Consider the following 23,592-nt stretch of genomic DNA (forward strand, 5'->3'; position numbering starts at 1 on the left):
GGATGACGTCCGACGGGGCGGCCAGCGCACGACGACGGATCAGCGACCGAGCGGGACCATCTTGCCGGTCCCGTCCTCCTGGTCGCCGTTGCGGCGGAGGGTCAACGTCCCGACGGTGTGGCTGCTGCCGGGCGTGAGCTCCCGCGAGCCGTTGGTGCGGTAGGCGCCGAGCTGCCAGAGCTTGCCACCCGCGCCGGTCAGCTCGCCGTCGAGCTCGCGGACCTCGAGCTCCAGCCGGTCGTCGTACGCCTGACCGAGCAGGTAGGTGGCCTCGGCCTTGTAGAGGAGGCCGCCGGTGGCGACCTGGGTGACGCCGCCCGCCCGGCGCACGGAGGTGTCGTGCACCTCGCCGGCGAGGTACATGTCGACGCCGTAGCGCTCCAGGACCCTCCAGAACGGCGAGTGGGCGCCGCCCCGGAGCCCGAGGTCCGACGACGAGCGGTAGCGGACCGGTCCGAGGACCGGAGTGTGGCCCTGGACGATCACCCAGCGGGTCCCGCGCTCCTGCGCCCGGTGCAGCACCTGCCGGAGCCAGGCGAGCTGCTTGCCGACGACCTCGGTGCGGACGTCGTTCCTGGTGCGGTGGAAGACGTCGACGCTCACGAGCAGGACGTCGGGGGAGAGCGAGGTGGCGTACGCCGTGTCCTCCCAGGGGCTGTGCCGCGGCCGGTCCGGGAAGCGGGGGCTGCCGTCCCGCTCCTGGAGGTACCACGTCGCGAACAGGTCCTTGAACACGCCGACGTGCTCGCGCTTGAACGCCTGCCTCGGCCCGCTCCACGGGTTGTCGCCGATGTCGTGGTCGCCGACCGCCGGGTAGAGGTCGAGGCCGCGCTCCTCGAACCGCTGGCGGTACAGCGAGTGGTAGAAGTTCCCGGCCCGACGCACCATGGCGACCTTGTCGCGGGTGGTCGACGAGGGACCGAAGATGCCGGTCCCGCCCGTGTCCTTGGTCCAGTGCCCCTCGACCAGGTCACCCGGCACCAGGACCGCCTGCGGGTCCTGGTCGGCCACCTCGTCGAGGAAGACGTCGATGCTCGACTCCAGCTGCGGCGTCCAGGAGTTCGGGTCGCCGGCGCGCCAGGTCGGCAGGGTCCGTAGGTCGCCGACGTCCTGGTTGAGGAAGTCCGGAGCCGCGACGAAGGTGTAGGCCGGCCCGCCGGTCACGCCCTGGGTGGGCTCCGCGGTGGGCGCCGGGTCCGGCTCCCGGGTGGGCTCCGGGGACGCGCCGTCCGTCGGCCTCGGCAGCTGCGACGGTGCCGTCGCTGGGCCGGTCTCGATCGCGGCGCGGTCCGCGCGGACCGGGGGCCGGGCGCCGGCGGCCGTGCCGCCGATCGCCGCGAAGGTGCCGAGCGCCAGGGTGCAGGTGAGCACGGCTGTCGCCAGGGTGGAGCGCTGCATGCCGGAAGGTCCTCGCCGAGTCGGGGGTCTTCGAGAACGGGCCATGCTAGGTGCGGACGAACGACCTCGGGAAATCGGTCGGCAGGTCGCGCCGAGGCCCGGGCGGGCCTACGCGGTCTGCGGGACCGGGTCGTTGTAGCGTCCGCACGACGGGCACCGGATCAGCATCGAAGGCCGCTGCGCGGTGCCCGTCGAGCCGGCGACGAGGATGAACCCGCAGCCTCCGCAGACGAGGTTCACATCGCCGTCCCCCGTCGAGAAGGGCCGGAGCTCGGGGTAGCACGTGAACCCCAGCACCGGCCGCCCCCCGGCCTCGCTCGAGCCAACCACCGGCAGAACGATGTCGGACACGCTTCGACGGTAGTGATCCGCGGGCCGCCGCGGAACGACGAGTTGCTCCGAGGTCCGGAGCAACTGGGGCCCGGGCGCGGAACCGGTCAGCGGGCCGGCACCCAGCGCCCGAGCACGGTGTCGACCGCGGCGCGGTCGATCGGCTTGGAGAGGTAGTCGTCCATGCCGGCGGCGAGGCACTCCTCGCGGTCGCCCTCGATGGCGCTCGCGGTCATCGCGATGATCGGCGTGTGCCGGTCGGCGCCCTCGCGGCGACGGATCTCGGCCGTGGCTCCGTAGCCGTCGAGGTTCGGCATCCGCACGTCCATGAGCACGGCGTCGAACGACGCGTCCTCGAGCCGGTCGAGCGCCTGGAGGCCGTCGTCGGCGAGGGTGACCTCGTAGCCGAGGCTCTCGAGGATGCCGGTCGCGACCAGCTGGTTGATCTCGCCGTCCTCGACGACGAGCACCCGCCCGCGGCCGGACCGGAGGATCGGCGCGGGGGTGACCGGCTTCGCCGGCGCGGCGGTGGCGACGATGGTGCGCAGCACGGTCCGGAGCCGGGTCAGCAGCACCGGCTTGGTGAGCGACGCCGAGATGCCGACGGCGTTGGCCTCGTTCTGGCCGATGTCCGGGCCCGAGGTCAGCAGCACCAGCGGGGTCGCGGCGAGGTCGGGGTCGCCGGAGACCTGGCGGCCGAGCTCGAGCCCGTCCATGTGCGGCATGCAGAGGTCGAGGACCCCGAGGTCGTACCGGCGCCCCTCCTGCACTGCGCTGCGCATCAGCGCCAGCGCGGCCGGTCCGGAGTCGGCGGTGTCGACGTGCATGCCCCACGCGGTGAGCTGGTCGTTCAGGATCATCCGGTTCGTCTGGTTGTCGTCGACGACGAGGACGCGCAGGCCGGCCAGCTCCTCGGCCGCCGGCGGCGGGACCGGCGCGGGCTCGACCGCGAGCTCCAGCGGCACCAGCGCCCAGAACGTGCTGCCCTCGCCGGGGGTGCTGGTCACGCCGAGCTCGCCGCCCATCGCGTTCACGAGCTGACGGCAGATCGCCAGGCCGAGCCCGGTGCCGCCGTACCGGCGCGTCGTGGAGGTGTCGGCCTGCGAGAACGCCTCGAACAGGTCGGCGCGGTCCTCCTCCGCGATCCCGATGCCGGTGTCGGCGACCTCGAACCGGGCCACCACCCCGTCCGGGATGCGGGTCTCGAGCTGCGCGCGGATCACGACCTCGCCGTCGTGGGTGAACTTGACGGCGTTCCCGGCGAGGTTGAGCAGCACCTGGCGCAGCCGCGCCGGGTCGCCGCGGAGCCCGGTGGGCAGCTCGGGGGAGCAGTAGGCGAGCAGCTCGAGGTCCTTGGCGTGGGCGCCCTCGGCGACCAGCTCGGCCACCTCCTCGACGAGCTGCACCACGTCGAAGTCGATCTGCTCGAGGTCGAGGCGGCCGGCCTCGACCTTCGAGAAGTCCAGGATGTCGTTGATGATCGAGAGCAGGGCGCTGCCGGCCCCGCGGACCCCCTCGGCGTACTGCTGCTGCCGGTCGTCGAGGTCGGTGGTCAGCAGAAGGTCGGTCAGCCCGATCACGCCGTTCATCGGGGTACGGATCTCGTGGCTCATCGTCGCGAGGAACGCCGACTTCGCCCGCGACGCCTCGAGCGCGGCGTCGCGCGCCGTGGCGAGCTCGGCCCGGGCCCGCGCCTCCGACCGCAGCATCCGCGCCGTGCGCGCGAAGGTGAGCCCGACCAGGGCGAACATCCCCACCAGCACCGCGACCGCCTTGGGGTCCTGGCTCAGCACCGCGTTCGCGAGCAGGAGGACCGGGGGCACCAGCAGCGGGCCGATGGCGATGCCGAGCTTGCGCATCGGGTGGGCGACGGCCGACTCGGTGTCCTCGGCGCGCGGCGGCAGCTGGGGCCGCAGCGTCGACGTCGCGATCAGCATCCCGCCGAGCATCCAGCCGACGTCGAGGACCGCCGAGACGGTCCCGGACACCTCCAGCACGAGGTAGCCGATGTCGGACACCAGCCAGCAGCACACGCCGGCGGCGAACGGGATGCCGATCGCGTCCCGGGCGCTGCGCACCGAGATGGCGCGCAGCACCAGCGCGAGCAGCACCGCGTCCAGGATCGGGTAGCTGGCCCAGACGACGCGCGTGAACGCCGAGATGGACTCGTCCGCCACGATGTCCTGGATCGAGAACGTCCAGAAGAGCAGCAGGCTGACGACGATCACGGTGAGGCCGTCGATGACCGCGTCCGGGTCGACGTACGTCGTCCGGCCGCGCCGCAGCGTCGTGACGACGACGACCGCGGCACCGAGCCCGAGGTAGGCGGCGAGGTAGGGGATGTCGGCGATCGAGACGTTCGGCTCGTGGCCGGTCCAGGTGTAGAGGAGCCAGATCAGGTCACCGAGCGCGGACGACGTGAGGCCGGCCGCGATGAGGCTGGGGACGAGTCGGCGACCGGCGGGGGCCAGCGCGACGCCGTACCAGGCGAGGACCGCGGGGAGCCAGACGCCGATGAGGTACGTGGTGTCGCCGAACGTGCCGAACGCGTCGACGAGGTGCAGGACGACGAGCGCGACCTCGACCGCCCACAGGCTCGCGACGACGACAGACCGCTGGTTGCGCTCCACGCCCTCCCCCTCCGGTTGCCCCGTCCGGTGTCGAAAAGGGTAGTGGGCGATCGGTCCCGGAGGGCGGCTTCTACACTCGGCCGGCATGCAGGGAGTCGTCGAGGGTGCCGTCGCCGGAACCGGTGTGGGCGGGAGCGACCGGCTGCGGCCGGGCGTGCGGCTGCTGGACCGCCTGATGAAGGCGAACGCCGGCTTCTCGGTCGCCCGGATGACCCCCGAGCAGCTCGAGCGGGCCCAGACGACGGCGATCCCCGACGGCGCCCCGGCCAGCCTGTTCCTCGGCCGTCGGGCCCCCGGTGTGGACGTGCGGACCTCGACCTTCCCCGCCCGGCACGGCGACCTGCCGCTGCGGGTCTACACACCCGAGGCCTGGTCGCGGACGCCGCGGCCGGTCGTCGTGAACTACCACGGCGGCGGGTTCGTGCTCGGCAGCGCCCGGCAGCAGGACTGGACCTGCACGCTCGTCGCCAAGGAGCTCGACGCCGTCGTGGTGGCGGTCGACTACCGGCTGGCGCCGACGCACCGCTTCCCCGCGGGTGTCGAGGACTGCTACGACGCCCTCGTCTGGACGGCCGCGCACGCGGTCGACCTCGGGGGTGACCCGACCCGGATCGGGGTGATGGGCGACAGCGCCGGCGGCAACCTCGCCGCGGTCGTCTCGATCATGGCCCGCGACGCGGGGTTGCGGGTCGGCCACCAGGCGCTGATCTACCCCGTGGCCGACATGACCGACGCGATCGACAGCGACCCGTCGTACGTGGGCAACGTGCGGGGGATCGTGCTGTCGAACGACGACATGGCGGTCTTCCACGGTCACTACGTGCCCGAGGACGCCGACGTCACGGACTTCCGGCTGTCCCCGCTGCACGCCCCGGACCTCTCCGACCTGCCGCCCGCCGTCGTGGTCGTCGCCGGGTTGGACCCGCTGCACGACAACGGCGTCCGCTATGCGCAGGCGCTCGCCGACGCCGGCAACGAGGTCCGCGTCGAGGACTTCCACCAGATGCCGCACGGGTTCCTGAGCTTCCCGTACTTCTGCCGGGGCGCCCGGCCCGCCGTCGACGCGATCGTCGCGTCGCAGCGGGCCGCGCTCCGCTGACCCCGGCTGCCGCTACCCCGGTACGCCGGCGGGCTCGCTCGGGTGCGCGGGCACGGTCAGCAGGGCGAGGACGGCCAGCACGGCCGCGCCCGCGAACACGTAGAAGCCCCACGGGTAGGCGACGCCGGCCGTCACCAGGGCGCCGGTGATCGACGGGCCGACGATCGCGCCGATGCGACCGATGCCCGCGGCGAGCCCGAGGGCGGTGCCGCGGATCTCGGGCGGGTAGAGGTGGCCGACGAAGGCGTAGACCAGCACCTGGGCGCTGAAGACGAAGATGCCGGTGACGAGCACGGCGGCCAGCACCAGCAGCTCGTTCTCGATCCGGATGGAGAGCAGCGCCAGGCAGGCCGCGGCGACGCCGAACCACACCAGGACGGTCGGCTTGTTGCCGCGCCGGTCCGAGATCCGCCCGGCGACCAGCAGCCCGATGACCGCGCCGAGGTTGAGGACCAGCAGCAGCGTCGTCCCGGCCTCGATGGAGTAGCCCGCCTCGCCCATCAGCTTGGGCAGCCAGGTGTTGAGGCCGTAGACGAGCAGCAGACCCATGAAGGAGGCGACCCACAGGCCGATCGAGACCCGCAGATAGCGCCCCTGGAGCACCTGGGTGGGCTGCACGTGCTCGGTGTCGGCGCGCAGGAAGGCGGCAGACTCGGGCAGCGCGAGGTAGAGCAGCGGCAGCGTGAGCAGCCCGGCGACGCCGCCGATGACGAACATCGCCTGCCAGCCCCACGGGTCGATCACGACGAGCGCGAGCAGGGCGGTCAGCACGGCGCCGACGTGGTAGCCGGTCATCACCCGGGTCATCGCGGTGCCGTTGCGCGCGGCGGGCGCGAGCTCCGACATCAGGGCGAGCGCGGTCGGCAGGCAGGCGCCGAGCCCGAGACCGGCGAGGAACCGGAACGTGGTGAAGACCCCGACGCTCGGTGCCCACGCGGTCGCCACGGTGAGCACCGAGAACCAGGCGACGCAGCTGATGAGGGTGCGCCGCCGGCCCAGGCGGTCGGAGACCGGGCCCACCAGGGCGGCCCCGATCCCGACGCCGACCAGTCCGAGGGTCGACGCGGTCGTCAGCGACGCGTCGGTGAAGCCGAGGTCGCCGGTCGCGCTGAGCGTGGGGATGACCGCGCCGATGACGACGAGGTCGAAGCCGTCGAGTGCGACGACCAGCCAGCAGAGCAGCACCGGCCAGGTGGGGCCGAGCCGGTCCGCGGGTGCGGTGGCGGGGCGGGCGGAGGCGGACGTGGTCCGTCTGGTGGTGGCAGGCATGAGCGGTCCTTCCCGAGGGGGGCGTCCTCACCGTGACCGCCGTCACGGACGCCGACACGAGTTGCTTCCGCTCAGCAGAACCGTTGGACCGGCGGTGGTCCAGACGTCGGGCGTCCGGAAACGAGTCGGCCGGCGCGTGCGAGGATCCCGCCCGTGGACACCGATGTGATCGTGGTGGGCGCCGGGCTGGCCGGGCTGGTGGCCGCGGCTGAGGTGGCCGACGCCGGCAAGCGGGTCGTGCTGCTCGACCAGGAGCCCGAGCAGTCGCTGGGCGGCCAGGCGTTCTGGAGCCTGGGTGGGCTGTTCCTGGTCGACAGCCCCGAGCAGCGCCGGATGGGCATCAAGGACTCCCGCGAGCTGGCCATGCAGGACTGGCTCGGCAGCGCGCAGTTCGACCGCGACGAGGACCGCTGGCCGCGCCGCTGGGCCGAGGCGTACGTCGACTTCGCCGCCGGTGAGAAGCGCTCCTGGCTGCGGCAGATGGGTCATCGCCTGTTCCCCGTCGTCGGCTGGGCCGAGCGCGGCGACGGCCGCGCCGACGGGCACGGCAACTCGGTGCCGCGCTTCCACCTCACCTGGGGCACCGGGCCCGGGGTCGTGGCGCCGTTCGAGCGGCGGGTCCGCGGGCACGCAGCGGCCGGCCGCCTGCAGCTCGCCTTCCGGCACCGCGTGGACGACCTCGTCGTCGAGGACGGCGCGGCGGTCGGCGTACGCGGTGCGGTCCTCGAGCCCAGCTCGGTGGCCCGGGGCCGCGCGAGCAGCCGGGTCGTGGTCGGGGAGTTCGAGATGCGCGCAGGGGCGGTGATCGTCACGAGCGGCGGCATCGGCGGCAACCACGACCTCGTCCGCAAGACCTGGCCGAAGCGGCTCGGCACCCCGCCGCGGTCGATGGTCGCGGGCGTGCCCGCGCACGTCGACGGCCGGATGCTCGCCATCACCGAGGCCGCCGGCGTCCGGGTGATCAACCCGGACCGGATGTGGCACTACGTCGAGGGCCTGCGCAACTGGAACCCGATCTGGGAGAACCACGGGATCCGGATCCTGCCCGGCCCCTCCTCGCTGTGGCTGGACGCGACGGGCGAGCGGCTGCCCGCGCCGTACTTCCCGGGCTTCGACACCCTCGGCACGCTCAAGCACCTGCGGGGCACCGGCTACGACTACTCGTGGTTCGTGCTGACCCAGAAGATCATCGAGAAGGAGTTCGCCCTCTCCGGCTCCGAGCAGAACCCGGACCTCACCAACAAGGACGTCAAGCTGCTGCTGTCCCGGGTGCGGTCGGGTGCGCCCGGACCCATCGAGGCGTTCAAGCAGCACGGCGAGGACTTCGTCGTGGCCGACACGCTGGCCGAGCTGGTGCGTGGCATGAACGCCATCGGTGACCCCGCGCCCGACGGCCGGGGGCTGATCGTCGAGGCGGAGCTGCGCGACCTGATCGAGCAGCGCGACCGGGAGATCGACAACGCGTACAGCAAGGACGCCCAGGTCACCGCGATCCGCGGCGCCCGCAGCTACCGGGGAGACAAGCTGATCCGGGTCGCCACCCCGCACAAGCTGCTCGACCCGAAGGCCGGACCGCTCATCGCCGTGCGCCTGCACGTGTTGACCCGCAAGACCCTCGGCGGCCTCGAGACCGACCTCCAGGGTCGCTGCCTCACCGACTCCGGCGCCCCGCTGCCGGGCCTGTACGCCGCCGGCGAGGTCAACGGGTTCGGGGGCGGCGGGATGATGGGCTACAACGCCCTCGAGGGCACCTTCCTCGGCGGCTGCCTCTTCTCCGGCCGGACGGCCGGGCGGGCCGCTGCCGCCGCCGTCTGACGGTCGAGTCGAGGGTTCTGACCACTTGAGTCGAGGGTCCTGACCGTCAGTGCGCCCCGACGAGGTTCAGCCCGACCACGCCGGCGACGATCATCGACAGCGAGACGACCTTGACCCAGCCGAGCTGCTCGCCGAGGAACGCGTAGCCGACGACCGCGACCAGGGCGGTGCCGAGGCCGGACCAGATCGCGTAGGCGACCGACACCGGCATGGTGCGGACGATGACGGTGAGCAGCCAGATCGAGACGCCGTAGCCCAGCAGCACCACGGCGCTCCACAGCGGGTTCGAGAAGCCGTCGGCCTTCGGCAGCAGGGCGGTGCACACCACCTCGATGGCGATGGCGACGATCAGCAGCACTCCGGCGAGCACAGTCCTTCTCCTTCTGTAGCAGTCGCTACAGTGTAGCACTCGCTACGCTGACCTCGTGAGTCGTCGCGAGGTGCTGCTCGACCAGGTCACCGACCAGGTGCTCGCGCACGGCCTGATCGGCCTGACCCTGCGCCCCCTCGCGGCGGCGATCGGCACCAGCGACCGGATGCTGATCTACCACTTCGAGAGCCGGGACGCGCTCGTCTCCGCGGTCGTCACCCGGGCCACCGACCGCGCGGTCGGCTGCATCGAGGCGCTGCCGCCTGCCGGGGGCGTCCGGGCCGCGGTCAACGCCCTGTGGACGGCGTACGGCGAGCAGCCGCTCGACAGCTGCCTCGACGTCTACGTGCAGGCGGCTGCGACGGGGCTGTTCGGCAGCGAGCCCTACCTGAGCGAGGCGCGGGCGAGCAACGAGCGGTGGTCGGCGGCGCTCACCGGCTACCTGGTGCGCAGCGGTGCACCCGCCAGCCGAGCGGCCCGGGTCGTGACGCTCGTCGACTCCGCCCTCTACGGGTTCCACCTCGACCTGGCCACCGACCGGCCCGAGGAGCTCGCCCGCGGCGTCGACGACCTCGCGCAGGCCGCGGAGGCGCTGGCGGACGCCTGAGGAGCGGACCATTCCGTCCGCATGGTGGTACTACGACCTTTGGGCCAGTGGCTGTCCGATGGTGGACCGGCTAGGTTGTCTGGACCGGTCTAGGCCGGTGTCGGGGGGCGCATGGGGCACCCCCCTGCGCTCTCGGGACTCTCCCGGGGCGTTTCGGGAGAGGAACTTCATGAATCGCAGTGGTCTCAAGCGGGGTCTTTCGGCAGCAGCGGTCTCGGCCCTCGCAGCGGCGGGACTCCCGCTGCTCGCGTCGTCGGCCTCGGCCAACCCGCTCACCACCGGGCTGGACGCGGACAGCCTGACGTTCTACAGCCAGTACACGGGCGGCGTGTCCGCCGAGGACGACGGCACCAACTCGACCATCTCCCTGGTGGTCGGCGGCGGCAGCAACGTGACCTCGGTGCAGTTCCAGGCGAGCTTCGACGGCGGTGCTCCCGTCGACATCGGCAGCCCGACCGCTCGCACCGCCGACGGGGTCTTCCAGCTCGACTGGACCCCCGCCTTCCCGGCCGGCACGGCTCAGGTGAGCTTCTCCGCCGTCCCGAACACCGGGCTCGCGCACACCGTGAGCACCGGCAACAAGGCGGTGCGCAGCGCGGCGGCCGGCACCACCGTCGAGCTCGGCACCGAGGGCGAGCGCGGCGTCTTCCAGAGCCCGTACGCCGCCGACTCCGGCGCCGACTGGGTCGGCCTCACCGGGACCACCTCGGACGCCGGCGACGTCGTCCTGAGCACTCGCAGCGCCAACCCGGCCCAGCCGGCGGGCACCGCCACGACCGGGTCGACGGTCACGGCGCCCGCCACCCACGGCCAGTTCGCCGGCATCGTCGACATCGACGGCTACGCGTACTCCGCCGGCTCCGAGTCGAACCAGATCGTCTTCGGTGCAGCGACGACCGGCGCCGGTGCCACCGACGACGCCGAGGCCTCCTCGCTCTACCTGCAGACCATCACCAGCATCACCGCGTCCGCCTCGCGCACCAACGTGCCAACCGGTGGCACCGCTGACGTCACCGTGACGGTCAAGGACCAGCGCGGCAACCCGGTGGCCAACGCCCTCGTGGACTACAACACCCCCGACGGTTCCGACGCCGGCACCGAGCCCGACGACTCCGCCGCGGCCGCGGTGCGCACGAACGCCAAGGGCGTGGCGACCTTCCCGGGCCTGGGCAAGGGCAGCTACACCTTCTACGCCAACACCACCGCCGACGTGGCCACCCAGGGCGCCGGCGACGTGGCCGCCAGCCCGGTCACGATCACCGAGTACACCCCGGTCAACACCTCTCTCGTCGCCTCGGCCGTCGACGGCTACTCCGACTTCGACCTCGACGAGGTCACCGGAGCCGAGAACGGCGACGACTTCGTCGCGACCCTGAAGGACCAGAACGGCGGGCCGATCGCCGGCCAGCCGGTCGAGTACAGCTGGCACTTCGTCCCGAGCGGCGGCGGCACGGCCACCGACACCGCATTCGCGTCGGCGGGCAGCACGAACGCCCAGGGCCAGGTGGCGATCCCGTTCCCGGCCGCCGGGGCTGCGGGCACCTACACGCTGAACGTGCGTCGGCCCAACGTCAACGGCACCGGGCTGCTCAACGGCACCCCCGTGACGGTGGACGTCGCGGAGTCCGAGATCACCTTCGAGGGTGGCAACTCCGTGAACGCGCCCGTCAACGGCTCGACGACGATCAAGGGCACCCTCGCACTCGTCGACGGCTCCGGGCCGCTGGGTGGCCGCACCGTCGCGCTCACCTACGCTCCGGGATCCGGTGACGCGTCGTTCGCGGCCACCCAGCCGAGCGGCACCACCCGCACCAGCGCCACCCAGGCGACCGCGGTGACGGCTGCGGACGGCACGTTCTCGGTGACCCTGACCGACCCGACCGTGCCGCCCAACGTGACCCCGACCCCGGAGACCGGCACCCTCACGGCCGTGGCGACCGGCCTCAACACCGGTGACGTCACGCCGGGACCGGCGGACGCGACCGACTCGATCACGGTGAGCTTCCAGCAGCCGGCGACGGTCGGCCGCATCGAGATCGGCACCCAGGTGCTGGCCCCGGCCGGCACCAACGTCACCAAGGCGGGCCCGGGCGTGCCTGTCGACCTCGACATCACCGTCTACGGCACCGACAGCGACGCCAACCCGGCCAACGACCCGAAGCTCGGGGACGTCCCGGTGGAGGTCACGGTGGACAAGGGCTTCCTGAGCCCGAACGCCGAGTCGACCACCGACCTCACGTTGGCCGCCGACCACGACGACGCCGGCGACCTCTGGGGCTACTTCCAGAACGACGGCACCGACGAGACCGTCGACACCGGCGACGCGGGCGCGGGTCTCGGCACGGCCGGTGTGGTCGCCGCGATCGAGAAGGACGCCGGGTTCGACGACGACGGCCTCACGGACCTGACCGTCACGGTCAAGGCGGGCTCGGTCACCAAGACCGAGACGATCACCTACGACGTTCGGGCGTTGCTCAACGCGACCGACCCGTCCTTCGAGCGGGCCGCGGGCGAGCCCGCCGGCGACGTCACGGTGGGCGACGAGCTGGGCTTCCAGCTCTACGTGCACGACCAGTTCGGCAACCTGGCCGGCGACGAGCTGGCCCGGGTCTCGGACGACTCCCCGATCGCCGACTTCGACACCGACGAGGCCGCCGACACGACGCTCACGGACTTCACCAACTCGGGCCCGGGTGTCACGGCGTTCTCGGACGCACCGACCACGCAGACCCTGACCGCGACGATGACGCCCGGTGCGGTCACCGTCAACGGCACCGGTGACCCGGTCGTCGACAACGGCAAGACGGTGGCAGTCGACTCCGACCCGATCACCTGGGTCGAGGCGCCGAGCACGCCGGTCGCCATCGACGCCCGGCTGACCGGCTCCAACAAGGCCAACGGCAAGGACAAGGTCACCGTCAAGGCTCCGACCACGGCCGAGGGCGCGGCCGTCAAGCTGTTCGTGGTCAAGGCGAACGGCAAGCGGGTCCTGGTCAAGCAGGGCACGCTCGACGACAAGGGCAAGGTCACCTGGACCGTGAAGGACCAGAACGGCAAGGCCAAGACCAAGTACGTCGCCAAGGTCGCCTCGACGGACCTGACCAAGGCCGACACCACCAACTCCATCCGGGTGAAGTGACCACCTAGATCGAGGAACGGCTTCCTTCCGGAGGCTTCACGACCACGCAGCCCCTCGCTCCGCGGAGCGGGGGGCTCGCGTGCGTCCGGAGCCGGTCCCGCCGGAGCGCGCGGCACCCGCTGCGCGGGTCACCGAGGACCGCCCGTCGTCAGACGAAGGCCACGGCCAGCACGGCCGCACCGACGACGACCGCGATCGTGAGCAGGTAGCCCAGCCGGAAGTGGGGGAGCGGCTGGTGCGTCCGCATCGCCCGCTCGACCCGCGCCCACCTGACCAGCGCCATCACGGTGACCAGCCCGCCGAAGACGACCAGCAGGACGGCCAGCGTGCTGCGGACCCACTCGGTGTCCGGGAGGCCGAGCGCGTGCAGGGCGACCCCGCCGGCCAGCATCGCCAGCGCGGTGCGCACCCAGGCGAGGAAGGTGCGCTCGTTCGCGAGGGAGTAGCGGGGGTCGGGCTCCTCGCCCTCGCCGTAGACCCACTGCGGGCGGCGTTCGGTCATGGCCTGCACTTTAGGGTCATCACGTGACGTACGAGTTCGACGGGCACATCGCGGTCACCCGGGACGGCGACAACACGTGGGCGGCCGACCTCGCCGCCGGCTGGCAGGTCGGCGGCGGCGTGAACGGCGGCTACCTGCTGGCGGTCATCGGCAACGCGCTGCGCCACACGTTCCCCGACAAGCCGGACCCGATCGCCGTCTCCGCCTACTACCTGTCCGCGACCGCTCCCGGTCCGGCGACGATCAGCGTCGACGTGCGCCGGGAAGGTGGCAGCGTCGCGACCGCCGCCGCCGACCTGCGCCAGGGTCCCGACGCGCGGATCACCGCGCTGGCGACGTACGGCGACCTCGACCGGCTCGGTGACGACGTGCGGACCACCGCCGAGGAGCCGGATCTGCCCCCGGTCGAGCGGTGCGTCCCGAACTCGATGGCGCCCCCGGAGGTCCGGGCGATCGCGCCGCTGATGGACCGCTTCGACATGCGCTTCCACCCCGACCACATCGGCTGGGCGGTCGGGCAGCCCAGCGGCAACGGCGTGCTGAGCGCGTGGTTCCGGCTGGTCGACGGCCGGGAGCCGGACCCGCTGTCGCTGCTGATGGTGGTCGACGCGCTGCCGCCGGTGACCTTCGACCTCGGGATGATGGGCTGGGCGCCCACCCTCGAGCTCACCGCCCACGTCCGGGCGAGGCCGGCGCCGGGCTGGCTCAAGGTCCGGCACGCGACGCGCAACATGGCCGGCGGCATGTTCGAGGAGGACTGCGAGGTCTGGGACTCCGCCGGCCGGCTGGTCGCCCAGAGCCGCCAGCTCGCCCGCCAGCCGCGGCCGGTCGGCTAGGTTGTCGGCCCGGCGGTCCGGCGGCTGAGGACGTCCTCGTCCTGGATCGCGCTGCCCTGGCGCAGCCACCAGGTGGCGCCGTACTTCACCTCGGGGTCCTCGGCCGCCGCGAGCTCGGCGAGCTCCGGGGCGCCCGCCATGCCGACGGCGAAGAGGGTGGCGTGCCGCTCGAGCGAGCGGGAGCTGTCGAACCGCTCCAGGACCGCACCGCACTGGTCGGGGCTGAGCGCGCCACCGAGGCCGACATTGACCAGGGCGCGGGCCCGCACCGACGGCCGCTTGTCGTCGGTCGCGAGCCCGATCACCTCCTCGCGCCGCCCCCCGTCACCGATCCGCATCAGGACGGTCCAGGCGCGCGCGGCGAGCAGGTCGTTGCCGTCGGCGGCCACCTCCAGGAGGTGCCGCGCCGCGGCCGGGGCGTACGGCGACGCTGCGATGAACAGCGCCGCGTGGTGCCGCCGGGGCTTGTGGGAGTGGAACATCGCCTCGCGCAGCAGGCGGCGCAGCATCATGTCCGGCTCCTGCGCCTGGTGGGTCGGCGTGCTGGCCTGCACGGCCGGCGCTAGGTCGGCGACCAGCGAGGCCGCGCGGGCGGGCGTGATCATCTCGTCGCTCTGGCGGGCCTCGTGGACCAGCTGGTGGGCGCGGCGGGTGCGCAGCGCGTGCGAGATCTGCTCCCACGACTCGTCGGGGAGCCGGACGGCGAGGTCGAAGGAGTCCAGCCTTCCGTCGAGCGACTCGCCGCGCCGCAGCGCGCCGACCACGTGGGACTCGAGCCGGGGGAGCGCGTCCGGGGTGAAGTGCCCGCGGGCGAGCTTGACGGCGGCGACCGACGACGCCGCGCGCCGGAGGTACTTGTTCTCGCTGTCGGCGGTGAGCATCCGCAGCGTGAGCTCGGACGCGGCGGGGTCCGCCACCTCGCCAAGGAGGTTGAGCACCGGCGCGACGACCTGGGTGTGCGGGTCGGTGACGAAGCGGCCGACCGCCATCACGAGGTGCCGGCGGGCGTTCGGGTGCCGCACGAACCGGGCGGCGGCCTCGTAGCGGCGCACGTACGCGAGTCCGACGGCCGACCCGAGCTCGCTGACCAGCTTGTGGGTCAGCTGCGCCCACTCCCGCTCGCGGAGGAAGACCCGGTCGTAGCGGTTCAGCTCCTCACCGAGGCGCAGCCAGTGCGCCCCGGTCGCGGCACCGAGCTCGGCCCGGTCGACGAGGCTCTCGATCTCGTGGTTCAGCAGTGGCTCGTCGCGGGCCGGCGAGCGGCGGGCGGGCTGGTCGTCGGGGACGGCACGCAGCAGCCCGTCGGCCACCGCGGTCAGGGCGCCCTCGGGCAGCCTCAGCACCTGCTCGTACGTCGCGATGACCTGGTTGGGGAGCGTGTGCATGCCCGACTCCCATCGCGACACGCGGGGGGCGTCGACCGGGATGTCGCGCTTCTTGAGCGCGGCGATGAAGCCGTCGCGGCGCGCCAGGTCCGGGTCCGGACCCAGCACCCGGGCGGCGGTCACCAGCCAGGCGATCCGCTGGTCGCAGCCGACCTTGCCCGACGAGATCGGGTGCGGGTCGTCGGGCAGCCGCTGTGGTCGTCCGCGCCGCCGTACAGGAGCCCCCTGCTCCGCCAAGTGATCCCCCGATCGATGGACGCCGCTCCGCACATCCCTGAGCACCCAGGGACATTTATTGCAGGTTTCTGGGAGCGCTGCAACAAGAACAGGACAGCCCGCCGGGGGTCCTACGGTCGAGGTGGACTTCGGACAGTCGATCGCCCGAGTCACAGCCGTCACCCCTCCGGCGCCCTGCGGCCGTCAGACCCGCAGATCCGTCCAGCCGGGGAGGTAGAGCATGAAGAAGCGAGGCGTCACCCGAGGGCTCGTGGCCGTCGTCGTGTCAGCGATGGCGACGGTGGTGCTCCCGCTCCTTGCCGGCCCCGCAGGGGCCGAGCCGATCTCGTCCCACTACGCGGCCGGCGCGACCGTTCTCCTGACCTCCGGGGCCGACGACCGTTGGGACTACTCGAACGACGGTCAGGACACGAGGGTGCACCTGGTGGCCGCCGTCGGCGCCGATGTCCAGGAGGTCACGTTCGAGTACAGCCAGGACGGCGGCTCCACCTGGATGCCCATCAACCGGGTCGCGGTCGCCGACGGCGTCGGGCAGGTCTTCTGGGCCCCTGCGGGACTGCCAGGCGGGCCGACGACGGTCCGTGCCACCGGCTACGCCGCGAACAACGTGGTGACCGGTGTGCCGTCCACTCGCACCCTGTCTCTCCAGTCGACCCGCGTGAGCATCGACATCGGCAACGCGACGGCGTCCGAGATCGGACTCTTCCAGCAGCCTTACGGTGGCGTGAACCGTCTCCTCGGTGCCATCGCCGGCACCACCAGCGGTCCAGCGGTGCAGTCAGGTATGTACAACTTCGGTGGCGTCTTCACCGGGATCGTCGGTCCTGCTGACCCTGCTGGGATCCGCCCCTGGACGAGCGTCGTCGCTGCGGACGGCTACGACTTCTCGACCGACCCCGACCAGCTGCTGGTGGGCGCTTTCGCGATCGACGGTTCCGCCGCGTCGAGTGACTCGGAGTCGCTGACGGTCTACCCCGCCACCGTCGCCAGCGCGTCGATCGCGGCGACCCCGTCCAACCTGCCGAATCCTCCGGGTGGCACCGCCACCGTCGCGATCACGGTGAAGGACCAGAAGGGGAGTCCGCTGGTCGGCGCCCAGGTCGTCTCGCCGTCCGCCGACGACCAGGCCACCGGCGTGACCAACGGGGTGGCCTCCGACCACGTCGTCGGTTACACCAACTCCCTCGGTCAGGTCACGGTGGCGCATCCTGCCAACACCGCCGGCGACAAGTCGTACTACTACTGGGTCAACACGACAGGTGACACCGCCTACCAGGACGGCACGGACTACCTGCGGCACGTGCACATCGGCTCCTCTGTCGGCGTGCCGAGCACGGTCCAGCTGTCGTCGGCCGACGGCAGCGCGTTCGACCTGGACGAGTACGCGGCCGGTGACGTCCGCGCGCGCGCGCTCGACCAGGGGAACCAGGACTTCGCCGGGTCGACGGTCACGTACAAGTGGACGGTGACTCCGTTCGACACCACGCACGCGGCCTGGTCCGCGAGCGGGAAGGCGGGTCCGACGAACGCTCAGGGGTACGTGACCGTCCCGCTGCCGGCGCCTGGCGCGAACGACCCCGACGGGACCTACGGCCTGACGGCGTACGTCGACCTCGGCGACCCGGGCCAACAGCCGGCCGACCCGGCCGCCACGGCGACGTGGAAGGCCGGTCAGGCGACGCCCGCCTGGAGCGACGGCACGCGGAAGCAGTTCATGGCGGGCAGCAGCCCGGACGTGATCTCCGGCAAGCTCCAGCTCGCTGACGGGACCGTCCTGCCGAACCGTTACGTCAGCATCGACTACACGCACGGCCTCGACGAGGTCGGCGGTGCTGGGTCCTTCTCGAAGATCGCTGCCCAGGCCGACCAGCCGGCCGGCACCAACCGGATCAGCGACACCCGGGCCAGCGCTCCGACGGACACCGGGGGAGTGTTCGAGGTGGCGCTGGCCGACCCGGTCACCAGCCCCCAGGGCAAGGAGACCGGAGCCGACGCCGACGCCTACTTCGGTCCGGGTCCTGGCACGGTGAGGCACGCCCACCTGACGGTGGACTTCCTCCGGTCCTCGGTCCCGGCGTCGATCACGCAGGTCGGCGGTGACACCCAGCTGATCGGTGGCGAGGCGACCCCCGGGCGTCCGGTGACCGACACGTACGAGGTGAGGAGCGCGGAGGGCGACCTGCTCGCCGGCGTCGCCGTGACCACCACGGTCGACCGGGGCTTCTTCACCCCGGGCAAGGACGGCGCGGGCTACGCGGCCGACAAGACGAAGCTCGTCCCGGTCTCCACCGCCGATGGCGCGGACTACGGGGTGTGGAGGAACATCGGCAACACGACGCACGTCGTCACCGACAATACCGGCCGGTTCAGCGTGACCCGGGCCATCGAGCGCGACCCGGGCTTCGACGACGACGGCATGGCGGTGCAGACCGCGACCTTGACGGCCGGCGCCGCCACGCTGAGCGACCCGGTCATCTTCGACACGCTGTACCAGGGCTCCGGCGCTGCTGACATGCCGCTGAACCCGGGCGCCATGGCGATCTCGCTGGCCGGTGCCCAGGAGTCCTCGATCCTGCCCGACGTGCGCATCGACCAGTCGGTCGGGTACCGGGCACTGGCCACGGACTCGTTCGGCAACCTGGTGCAGGACGAGGTCTCGTACAGCGACGACACGACGGCCGCCGGTCTGGACCACCCCGGGCAGACCTGGGACCAGACCCCGGGTCCGCCACCGGTCCACAGCGGCAACACCCCGTTCGTGGCGTTGTCGCAGCTCGGTGGCGACACCGCCGCGGGCGTGGGGGCCTACTCCTGGACGCCGGACACCACCCAGTCGGTGCAGGCGCAGTACCGGTCGGGCACCCAGACCTGGCTGGACGACCCGGCCACCGTCGTGGTCGATCCCGGCGTCGTGACCGGCGCGAAGACGTCGCAGAGCGTCGCATCGCCGATCAGGTGGTACACGGTGGACTGGACGGCCTCCGACCTGGTCCTCGGCATCTCCAGTGATGTCACCGGCACGGTCCCGTTGGGCACCCCGGTGCGCACCACGGTCGAGGCCGTGGACCAGAGCGGCCAGCCGGTGGCGGGGCTGGGCGTCGAGTTCGTCCGCACAGGCCCGAAGGGCCAGAACGGCGACTACACCGACCCCGACGGCACCGACGCCGACGGCACGTCCGTCTACGACTGGATCGGCGCGGAGGCCGGCACCGCCCAGGTCACCGCCTACGTCTTCGACACTTGGGGCCCCGCCGGCGAGCACTCGCTCGTCCGGAAGCTCGTGGACGAGGAGATCACCTTCGAGCGCACCCCCGTCTCGATCCACTTGAAGCTCGAGGGCTCGCAGGACGGCAACAAAGACGTCATCGAGGTGATGGCCGCCCCGGCCGCCGCCGGCCAGCGGGCCGTCCTCTACCGCAACGGTGAGATCGTCAAGACGCGCGCGCTGGACAGCTCGGGCGACCACACCTTCGAGGTCAAGGACACCAACGGCACCAGGTCGACGAAGTACACGGTCAAGGTCGCAGCATCCGACTCGACCCACGCCGCCTCGAAGTCGATCAAGATCGCGTGACCTCACTGCTTCGGACCGACGCCGGGGGTGGTCCGACGGTGCCGGCGCAGGCGTCACGCGCAGGCGCCGGGCAGAGGCACGCGGCTGAAGCGCAGGTGCATTTGTTGCAGGTTTCCGTGACCGCTGCAACAAGAACGCCGTGACCCGGGCCATGGGCCTAACGTGCGGCTCGGCACACGGGATCCGTTCACGAGTGCCGCATGCACGGGGCCTCGGGCTCCTGTACACGAGCCGGGAGACCCGTGCTCATTCACTCCGGAAGGAAACACAGCATGAACAGCAGCAGCGGCATCAAGCGGGGGCTGTCGGTAGCGGCCGTCTCCGCCCTGGCGGTGGCGGGTCTTCCGTTCCTCGCCGGCACGGCGCACGCGGAGCCGATCTCTGCGAGCTACGGCCCCAACTCCGTCGACCTTGCGACCGGTGAGGTCGCTGGCGGCAAGTGGGACGCCTCCCCCGATGGCCAGGACACCCTCGTCCACCTCGTTGCCGCCACCGGCGTCAACAGCCAGGAGGTCAAGTTCGAGTTCAGCCAGGACGGCGGAACCACCTGGACCGACATCGACCGGGTCGCGGTCTCGCACGGCATCGCCCAGGTCTTCTGGAACACCACCGGCCTCCCGACCGGCAGCACGCAGGTGCGGGCCACCGGCTACGACTCGAACAACGTGGTGACCGGCACCGAGACCAACACGCAGGACCTGAACCCCTCGGGCACGAGCGTCGACATCTCGAACTCGACCGCGTCCGAGATCGGTCTCTTCACTGCCCCGTACAACGGCAACCACACCGATGGCGCCATCAGCGGCACCACCAGCGCAGGAAGCGCCTTCACCTCGGCGCCTGACTTCGGTGGTACCGGCGTCGCGATCATGGGTGCTCCTGACGGCAACGGAATCCGTCCGTTCACCGGGCGCGTGCGTGCTGACGGCTACAACTTCGCGACCGACCCCGACGAGCTGCTCGTGCGTGCCGTGGGCGGCCTGATCCTGGGCTCGGACGACGCCGAGTCGGTGACGCCGTACTCCGCCAGCATCTCCGGTGCCTCGATCGCTGCGGATCCCACCAACATCCCGACTCCTCCGGGCGGCAACAGCGACATCACCATCACGGTCACCGACCAGAAGGGCAAGCCGATCGTCGGTGCCCAGGTCGTCTCGCCGTCCGCGGACGACCAGGCCACCGGTGTCCCGAACGGCACGGCGTCCAACCACGTGGTCGGCTACACCGACGCCCTCGGTCAGGTCACCGTCTCGCACCCGGCGAACACCGGCGCGAACTCGTACTACTACTGGGTCAACACGACCAGCACGACGAGCTACGAGGACGGCACCGACTACCTGCTGCACGTCAAGGTCGGCTCGTACACGCCGGCCCCGACGACGCTCACGGCATCGTCCGCCGACGGTGACGCCTTCGACCTCGACGAGTGGACCAACTCGGACGTCAAGGTCAAGGTCGTCGACCAGAACGGCGCCCCGATGAACGGCCAGACCGTTCGCTACACCTGGAAGTTCACGCCGTTCAACCCCTCGCCGACCAACACCGCGTGGTCGACCTCCGAGGCGACGTCGAACACCAACGCCCAGGGTCTTGCCAGCATCGACCGGCCGACCTGGCCGGGCGGCAACGCCGGCACCGAGGGCACCTACGAGCTGATGGCCTACGTGAACACCAACGGCACCCCGGGCTACCAGTCCGGCGAGCCGACGGTCACGAAGGACCTGAAGGCCGGCCAGGCCACCCCGGTCTGGAACGGTGGCGACCGGAGCCAGTACCTCGCCGGCTCCACCGACACGCTCGAGGGCAAGCTCGTCCTCGACGACGGCACGCCGTTGGCGGGCCGGTTCGTCACGGTGAACTACACGCCTGGCGCGGGCGAGCCCGGTGGCACGGCGTCGAAGATCGCGGCGCAGGCCAGCCAGCCGGCCGGTACCAACCGGATCAGCGACACCGAGGCGAGCGCCAAGACCGACGCGTCCGGCGTGTTCAAGGTCGCGGTCACCGACCCGACCGACAACCCGCAGGGCAAGGAGCTCAACGCCAACGCCCAGGCCGTCTTCGCGCCCGGTGCTGTCCCGCCGGCCACCCAGGAGACCGACAACCTCAAGGTCGACTTCCTGCGGTCGCTGGCTCCGGCGTCGATCGTCCAGGTCGGTGGCGACAGCTTCCTGATCAGCGGCGAGGCCACCCCGGGTCGTCCGGTGACCGACAAGTACGTCGTCAAGAACGCGCAGGGCGACTTCCTGTCCGACGTCGACGTGACCGCTGCGCTCGACCACGGGTTCTTCACCCCGGGCAAGAACGGCGCGGCGTTCGCCTCGAGCGAGGCCAACCTGGTCCCCGTCTCCACCGCTGACGGTGCCGACTACGGTGTCTGGAAGAACGACACGGCGTCGAAGCACTTCACCAGCAGCGACACCGACGGCACCTTCAGCCTGACCCGCGCCATCGAGCGTGACGCCGGCTTCGACGACGACGGCATGGTCGACCAGGTCGCCAACCTGACCGCCGGCAGCGCCACGCTCGCCGACACGGTCACCTTCGACACCCTCTACGCGGGTGGCGGGGCTGCGAACGAGCCGCTCAACCCGGGTGGCGTCCAGATCTCGCTGGGTGACGACCAGGAGTCGACGATCCTGCCCGACGTGCGGATCGACCAGTCGGTGGGCTACCGCACCGAGGCGAAGGACTCGTTCGGCAACCTGATCGAGGACGAGGTCCTGTTCCGCGACAACACCGCCGCGGCCGGACTCGACGCCCCCAACCTCAACTGGTGGGCCGGTGGCGGTCACCCGATCCACAGTGGTGCTGCCGACTACTTCGGTCTGTCGCAGTTCAGCGGCGACACCGCGTCGAGCGTGGGTGCCTACTCCTGGACCCCGGGCACGACCCAGATCGTCGGGTCGGGGAACCAGGCCGCTACGAACACCTGGCTGGACGACCCGACGACGGTTGCGGTCGACCCGTCCGACCACGTCGGGACCAAGACGCAGCAGAGCATCGCGGCGCCGATCAACTGGTACACCGTGGACTGGACCGACCCGAACACCATCCTCGACATCTCCAGCGACGAGGTGGGCACGGTCGACGTGGGCACCCCGGTGCACACCGAGGTCGAGGCCGTGGACCAGAAGGGCCAGCCGGTCGACGACGTCGAAGTCAAGTTCGTCCGCAAGGGTCCGAACTACCAGCAGGGCGACTACAACTGGGATGACGACACGAACAACAGCGGTATCGCGTCGTACGACTGGGTCGGCAACTCCGCCGGCACGGCCCAGGTCACCGGGTTCGTCTACGACACCTGGGGCCCGCTCAGCGACGACGACCTCATCCAGAAGCTGACGGACGACGAGATCACCTTCGGCAACAGCCCGGTCGACATCAACCTGAAGCTGAAGGGTGGCCAGGACGGCAAGAAGGACGTCATCAAGGCGATGGCCGACGACGTCGCTGCCGGCAAGCAGGCGTTGCTCTTCCGCAACGGCCAGCAGATCAAGGCGCACGCGCTCGACAGCTCGGGTGACTTCACCTTCAAGGTCAAGGACAAGAACGGCAACAAGACGACGAAGTACACCGTCAAGGTGCTGCCGTCCGACTCGACCAACGCCGCGAAGAAGTCCATCAAGATCAAGTGATCTTGAGCGCTCACCACGGGTGAAACCTCGGGGCGGTCCCAGATCGCCCCGAGGGGAAGCTCCCCCCTCGGGGGCGCTGCTCCCGCAACCCCCGAAGCACAACTGAACGACCAAGTCGGGACACACAGACGCGGTCCGGGCCATTCTCTGTTTGCCGCTGCGCGAGAATGGTCCGGACCGCCTGTCTCACCCTAGGGCATCCGGACCGCAAGTCCCGGTAACGGCGCCACCGTCGACGGTGGCGCCTTTGCGCCTCTCCGGGGCCTCTCGGGCAGCGTTCCTGCGGCCCGCCGATCCTTCCGCAAGAAGAATGCATGCCCTCGGCTCGAGCCCTGGCGTGCGGTCCGGCAGCGTGTCACAAGGAGGACCCTCGATGATCAACGGCACCAAGGTCTCGGCCGGCGTGGCGGTCTGCGCAGCGTGGGCCTCGGCCTGACGCTCGTCGGTGCACCCGCATCGGGGGGCGCCGACCCGTCGGACCCGAGGTCCGTCGTGAGCGGGGGCGACCCCATCAATCTGCGCCTCGCCGGTGCGTCGCGCGGCGACCGGGACCTGATCGAGGTCCGGGACAGCGAGATGCACGCCGGGTTGAGCACCAGCTTGTGGGTGGGGAGGACGCAGGTGGCGTCGAAAGCGTTGAACGCCTCAGGTGATGCGGCCTTCAGCCGGCGCGACAGGAACGGCAACCGGAAGACGACGTACACCGTCAAGGTGGCCGCGACCGACACGACCAACCGGGCGGCGAAGTCCATCACCATCAAGTGAC

General features: G+C 71.5%; 15 protein-coding genes. 8 read left to right on the forward strand and 7 right to left on the reverse strand.

Features of this window, described 5'->3' with window-relative positions:
- Positions 1-39: 39 nt before the first annotated feature.
- The 3 genes from ACILQ5_RS04910 to ACILQ5_RS04920 all read right to left on the reverse strand — a co-directional run bounded on the left by ACILQ5_RS04910 (position 40) and on the right by ACILQ5_RS04920 (position 4,358).
- A complete protein-coding gene (locus tag ACILQ5_RS04910) occupies positions 40-1,398 on the reverse strand; it encodes a metallophosphoesterase family protein (RefSeq protein WP_395656850.1) in 1,359 nt (452 codons plus the stop codon).
- 108 nt (positions 1,399-1,506) lie between these two features.
- Positions 1,507-1,749 (reverse strand): hypothetical protein, encoded by a 243-nt coding sequence (locus ACILQ5_RS04915; RefSeq protein ID WP_395656851.1) that lies wholly within the window; start codon positions 1,747-1,749, stop codon positions 1,507-1,509.
- 86 nt (positions 1,750-1,835) lie between these two features.
- Complete coding sequence (locus tag ACILQ5_RS04920) at positions 1,836-4,358, reverse strand: response regulator (RefSeq protein WP_395656852.1); 2,523 nt, start codon at positions 4,356-4,358, stop codon at positions 1,836-1,838.
- Positions 4,359-4,443: 85 nt separating this feature from the next.
- Here ACILQ5_RS04920 and ACILQ5_RS04925 point away from each other — a divergent pair, with 85 nt between their 5' ends.
- Positions 4,444-5,457 (forward strand): alpha/beta hydrolase, encoded by a 1,014-nt coding sequence (locus ACILQ5_RS04925; RefSeq protein WP_395656853.1) that lies wholly within the window; start codon positions 4,444-4,446, stop codon positions 5,455-5,457.
- Between the two features lie 12 nt (positions 5,458-5,469).
- On the opposite strand, the gene ACILQ5_RS04930 is transcribed toward ACILQ5_RS04925, so the two are convergent.
- Positions 5,470-6,726: an MFS transporter gene (locus ACILQ5_RS04930; protein ID WP_395656854.1), complete on the reverse strand. Its 1,257-nt coding sequence runs from the start codon at positions 6,724-6,726 to the stop codon at positions 5,470-5,472.
- Positions 6,727-6,879: 153 nt separating this feature from the next.
- Between ACILQ5_RS04930 and ACILQ5_RS04935 the strand changes: the two genes are divergently transcribed.
- The gene (locus ACILQ5_RS04935; protein ID WP_395656855.1) at positions 6,880-8,541 is read left to right on the forward strand and encodes an FAD-binding dehydrogenase; all 1,662 of its coding nucleotides are present in this window, start codon (positions 6,880-6,882) and stop codon (positions 8,539-8,541) included.
- 46 nt (positions 8,542-8,587) lie between these two features.
- Here the strand turns inward: ACILQ5_RS04935 and ACILQ5_RS04940 are convergent, their stop codons facing one another.
- Complete coding sequence (locus ACILQ5_RS04940) at positions 8,588-8,911, reverse strand: DMT family transporter (RefSeq protein WP_395656856.1); 324 nt, start codon at positions 8,909-8,911, stop codon at positions 8,588-8,590.
- 55 nt (positions 8,912-8,966) lie between these two features.
- Between ACILQ5_RS04940 and ACILQ5_RS04945 the strand changes: the two genes are divergently transcribed.
- Together ACILQ5_RS04945 and ACILQ5_RS04950 are read left to right on the forward strand one after the other, a co-directional pair.
- Positions 8,967-9,518, forward strand: coding sequence for a TetR/AcrR family transcriptional regulator (locus tag ACILQ5_RS04945; RefSeq protein WP_395656857.1), 552 nt, complete (start codon positions 8,967-8,969; stop codon positions 9,516-9,518).
- A 169-nt stretch (positions 9,519-9,687) separates the two neighbouring features.
- Positions 9,688-12,657 carry a beta strand repeat-containing protein gene (locus ACILQ5_RS04950; RefSeq protein WP_395656858.1) on the forward strand — a complete coding sequence of 990 codons (2,970 nt, stop codon included), beginning with the start codon at positions 9,688-9,690 and terminating at the stop codon, positions 12,655-12,657.
- 148 nt (positions 12,658-12,805) lie between these two features.
- Here the strand turns inward: ACILQ5_RS04950 and ACILQ5_RS04955 are convergent, their stop codons facing one another.
- The gene (locus ACILQ5_RS04955; RefSeq protein ID WP_395656859.1) at positions 12,806-13,159 is read right to left on the reverse strand and encodes a YidH family protein; all 354 of its coding nucleotides are present in this window, start codon (positions 13,157-13,159) and stop codon (positions 12,806-12,808) included.
- A gap of 23 nt (positions 13,160-13,182) precedes the next feature.
- Here ACILQ5_RS04955 and ACILQ5_RS04960 point away from each other — a divergent pair, with 23 nt between their 5' ends.
- Entirely contained in the window at positions 13,183-13,995 is an 813-nt protein-coding gene (locus ACILQ5_RS04960) for a thioesterase family protein (RefSeq protein ID WP_395656860.1), read from the forward strand.
- Here the strand turns inward: ACILQ5_RS04960 and ACILQ5_RS04965 are convergent.
- A complete protein-coding gene (locus tag ACILQ5_RS04965; RefSeq protein ID WP_395656861.1) occupies positions 13,992-15,617 on the reverse strand; it encodes a hypothetical protein in 1,626 nt (541 codons plus the stop codon). The two genes, ACILQ5_RS04960 and ACILQ5_RS04965, sit on opposite strands and share 4 nt — an antisense overlap.
- A 220-nt stretch (positions 15,618-15,837) precedes the next feature.
- Here ACILQ5_RS04965 and ACILQ5_RS04970 point away from each other — a divergent pair, with 220 nt between their 5' ends.
- The 3 genes from ACILQ5_RS04970 to ACILQ5_RS04980 all read left to right on the forward strand — a co-directional run bounded on the left by ACILQ5_RS04970 (position 15,838) and on the right by ACILQ5_RS04980 (position 23,591).
- Positions 15,838-19,191, forward strand: coding sequence for a hypothetical protein (locus tag ACILQ5_RS04970; RefSeq protein WP_395656862.1), 3,354 nt, complete (start codon positions 15,838-15,840; stop codon positions 19,189-19,191).
- A 272-nt stretch (positions 19,192-19,463) separates the two neighbouring features.
- Positions 19,464-22,826 carry a hypothetical protein gene (locus tag ACILQ5_RS04975; RefSeq protein WP_395656863.1) on the forward strand — a complete coding sequence of 1,121 codons (3,363 nt, stop codon included), beginning with the start codon at positions 19,464-19,466 and terminating at the stop codon, positions 22,824-22,826.
- 420 nt (positions 22,827-23,246) lie between these two features.
- The gene (locus ACILQ5_RS04980; RefSeq protein WP_395656864.1) at positions 23,247-23,591 is read left to right on the forward strand and encodes a hypothetical protein; all 345 of its coding nucleotides are present in this window, start codon (positions 23,247-23,249) and stop codon (positions 23,589-23,591) included.
- Position 23,592 lies beyond the last annotated feature (1 nt).

Source organism: Nocardioides sp. (genome assembly GCF_044226305.1).
GTDB lineage: Bacteria > Actinomycetota > Actinomycetes > Propionibacteriales > Nocardioidaceae > Nocardioides.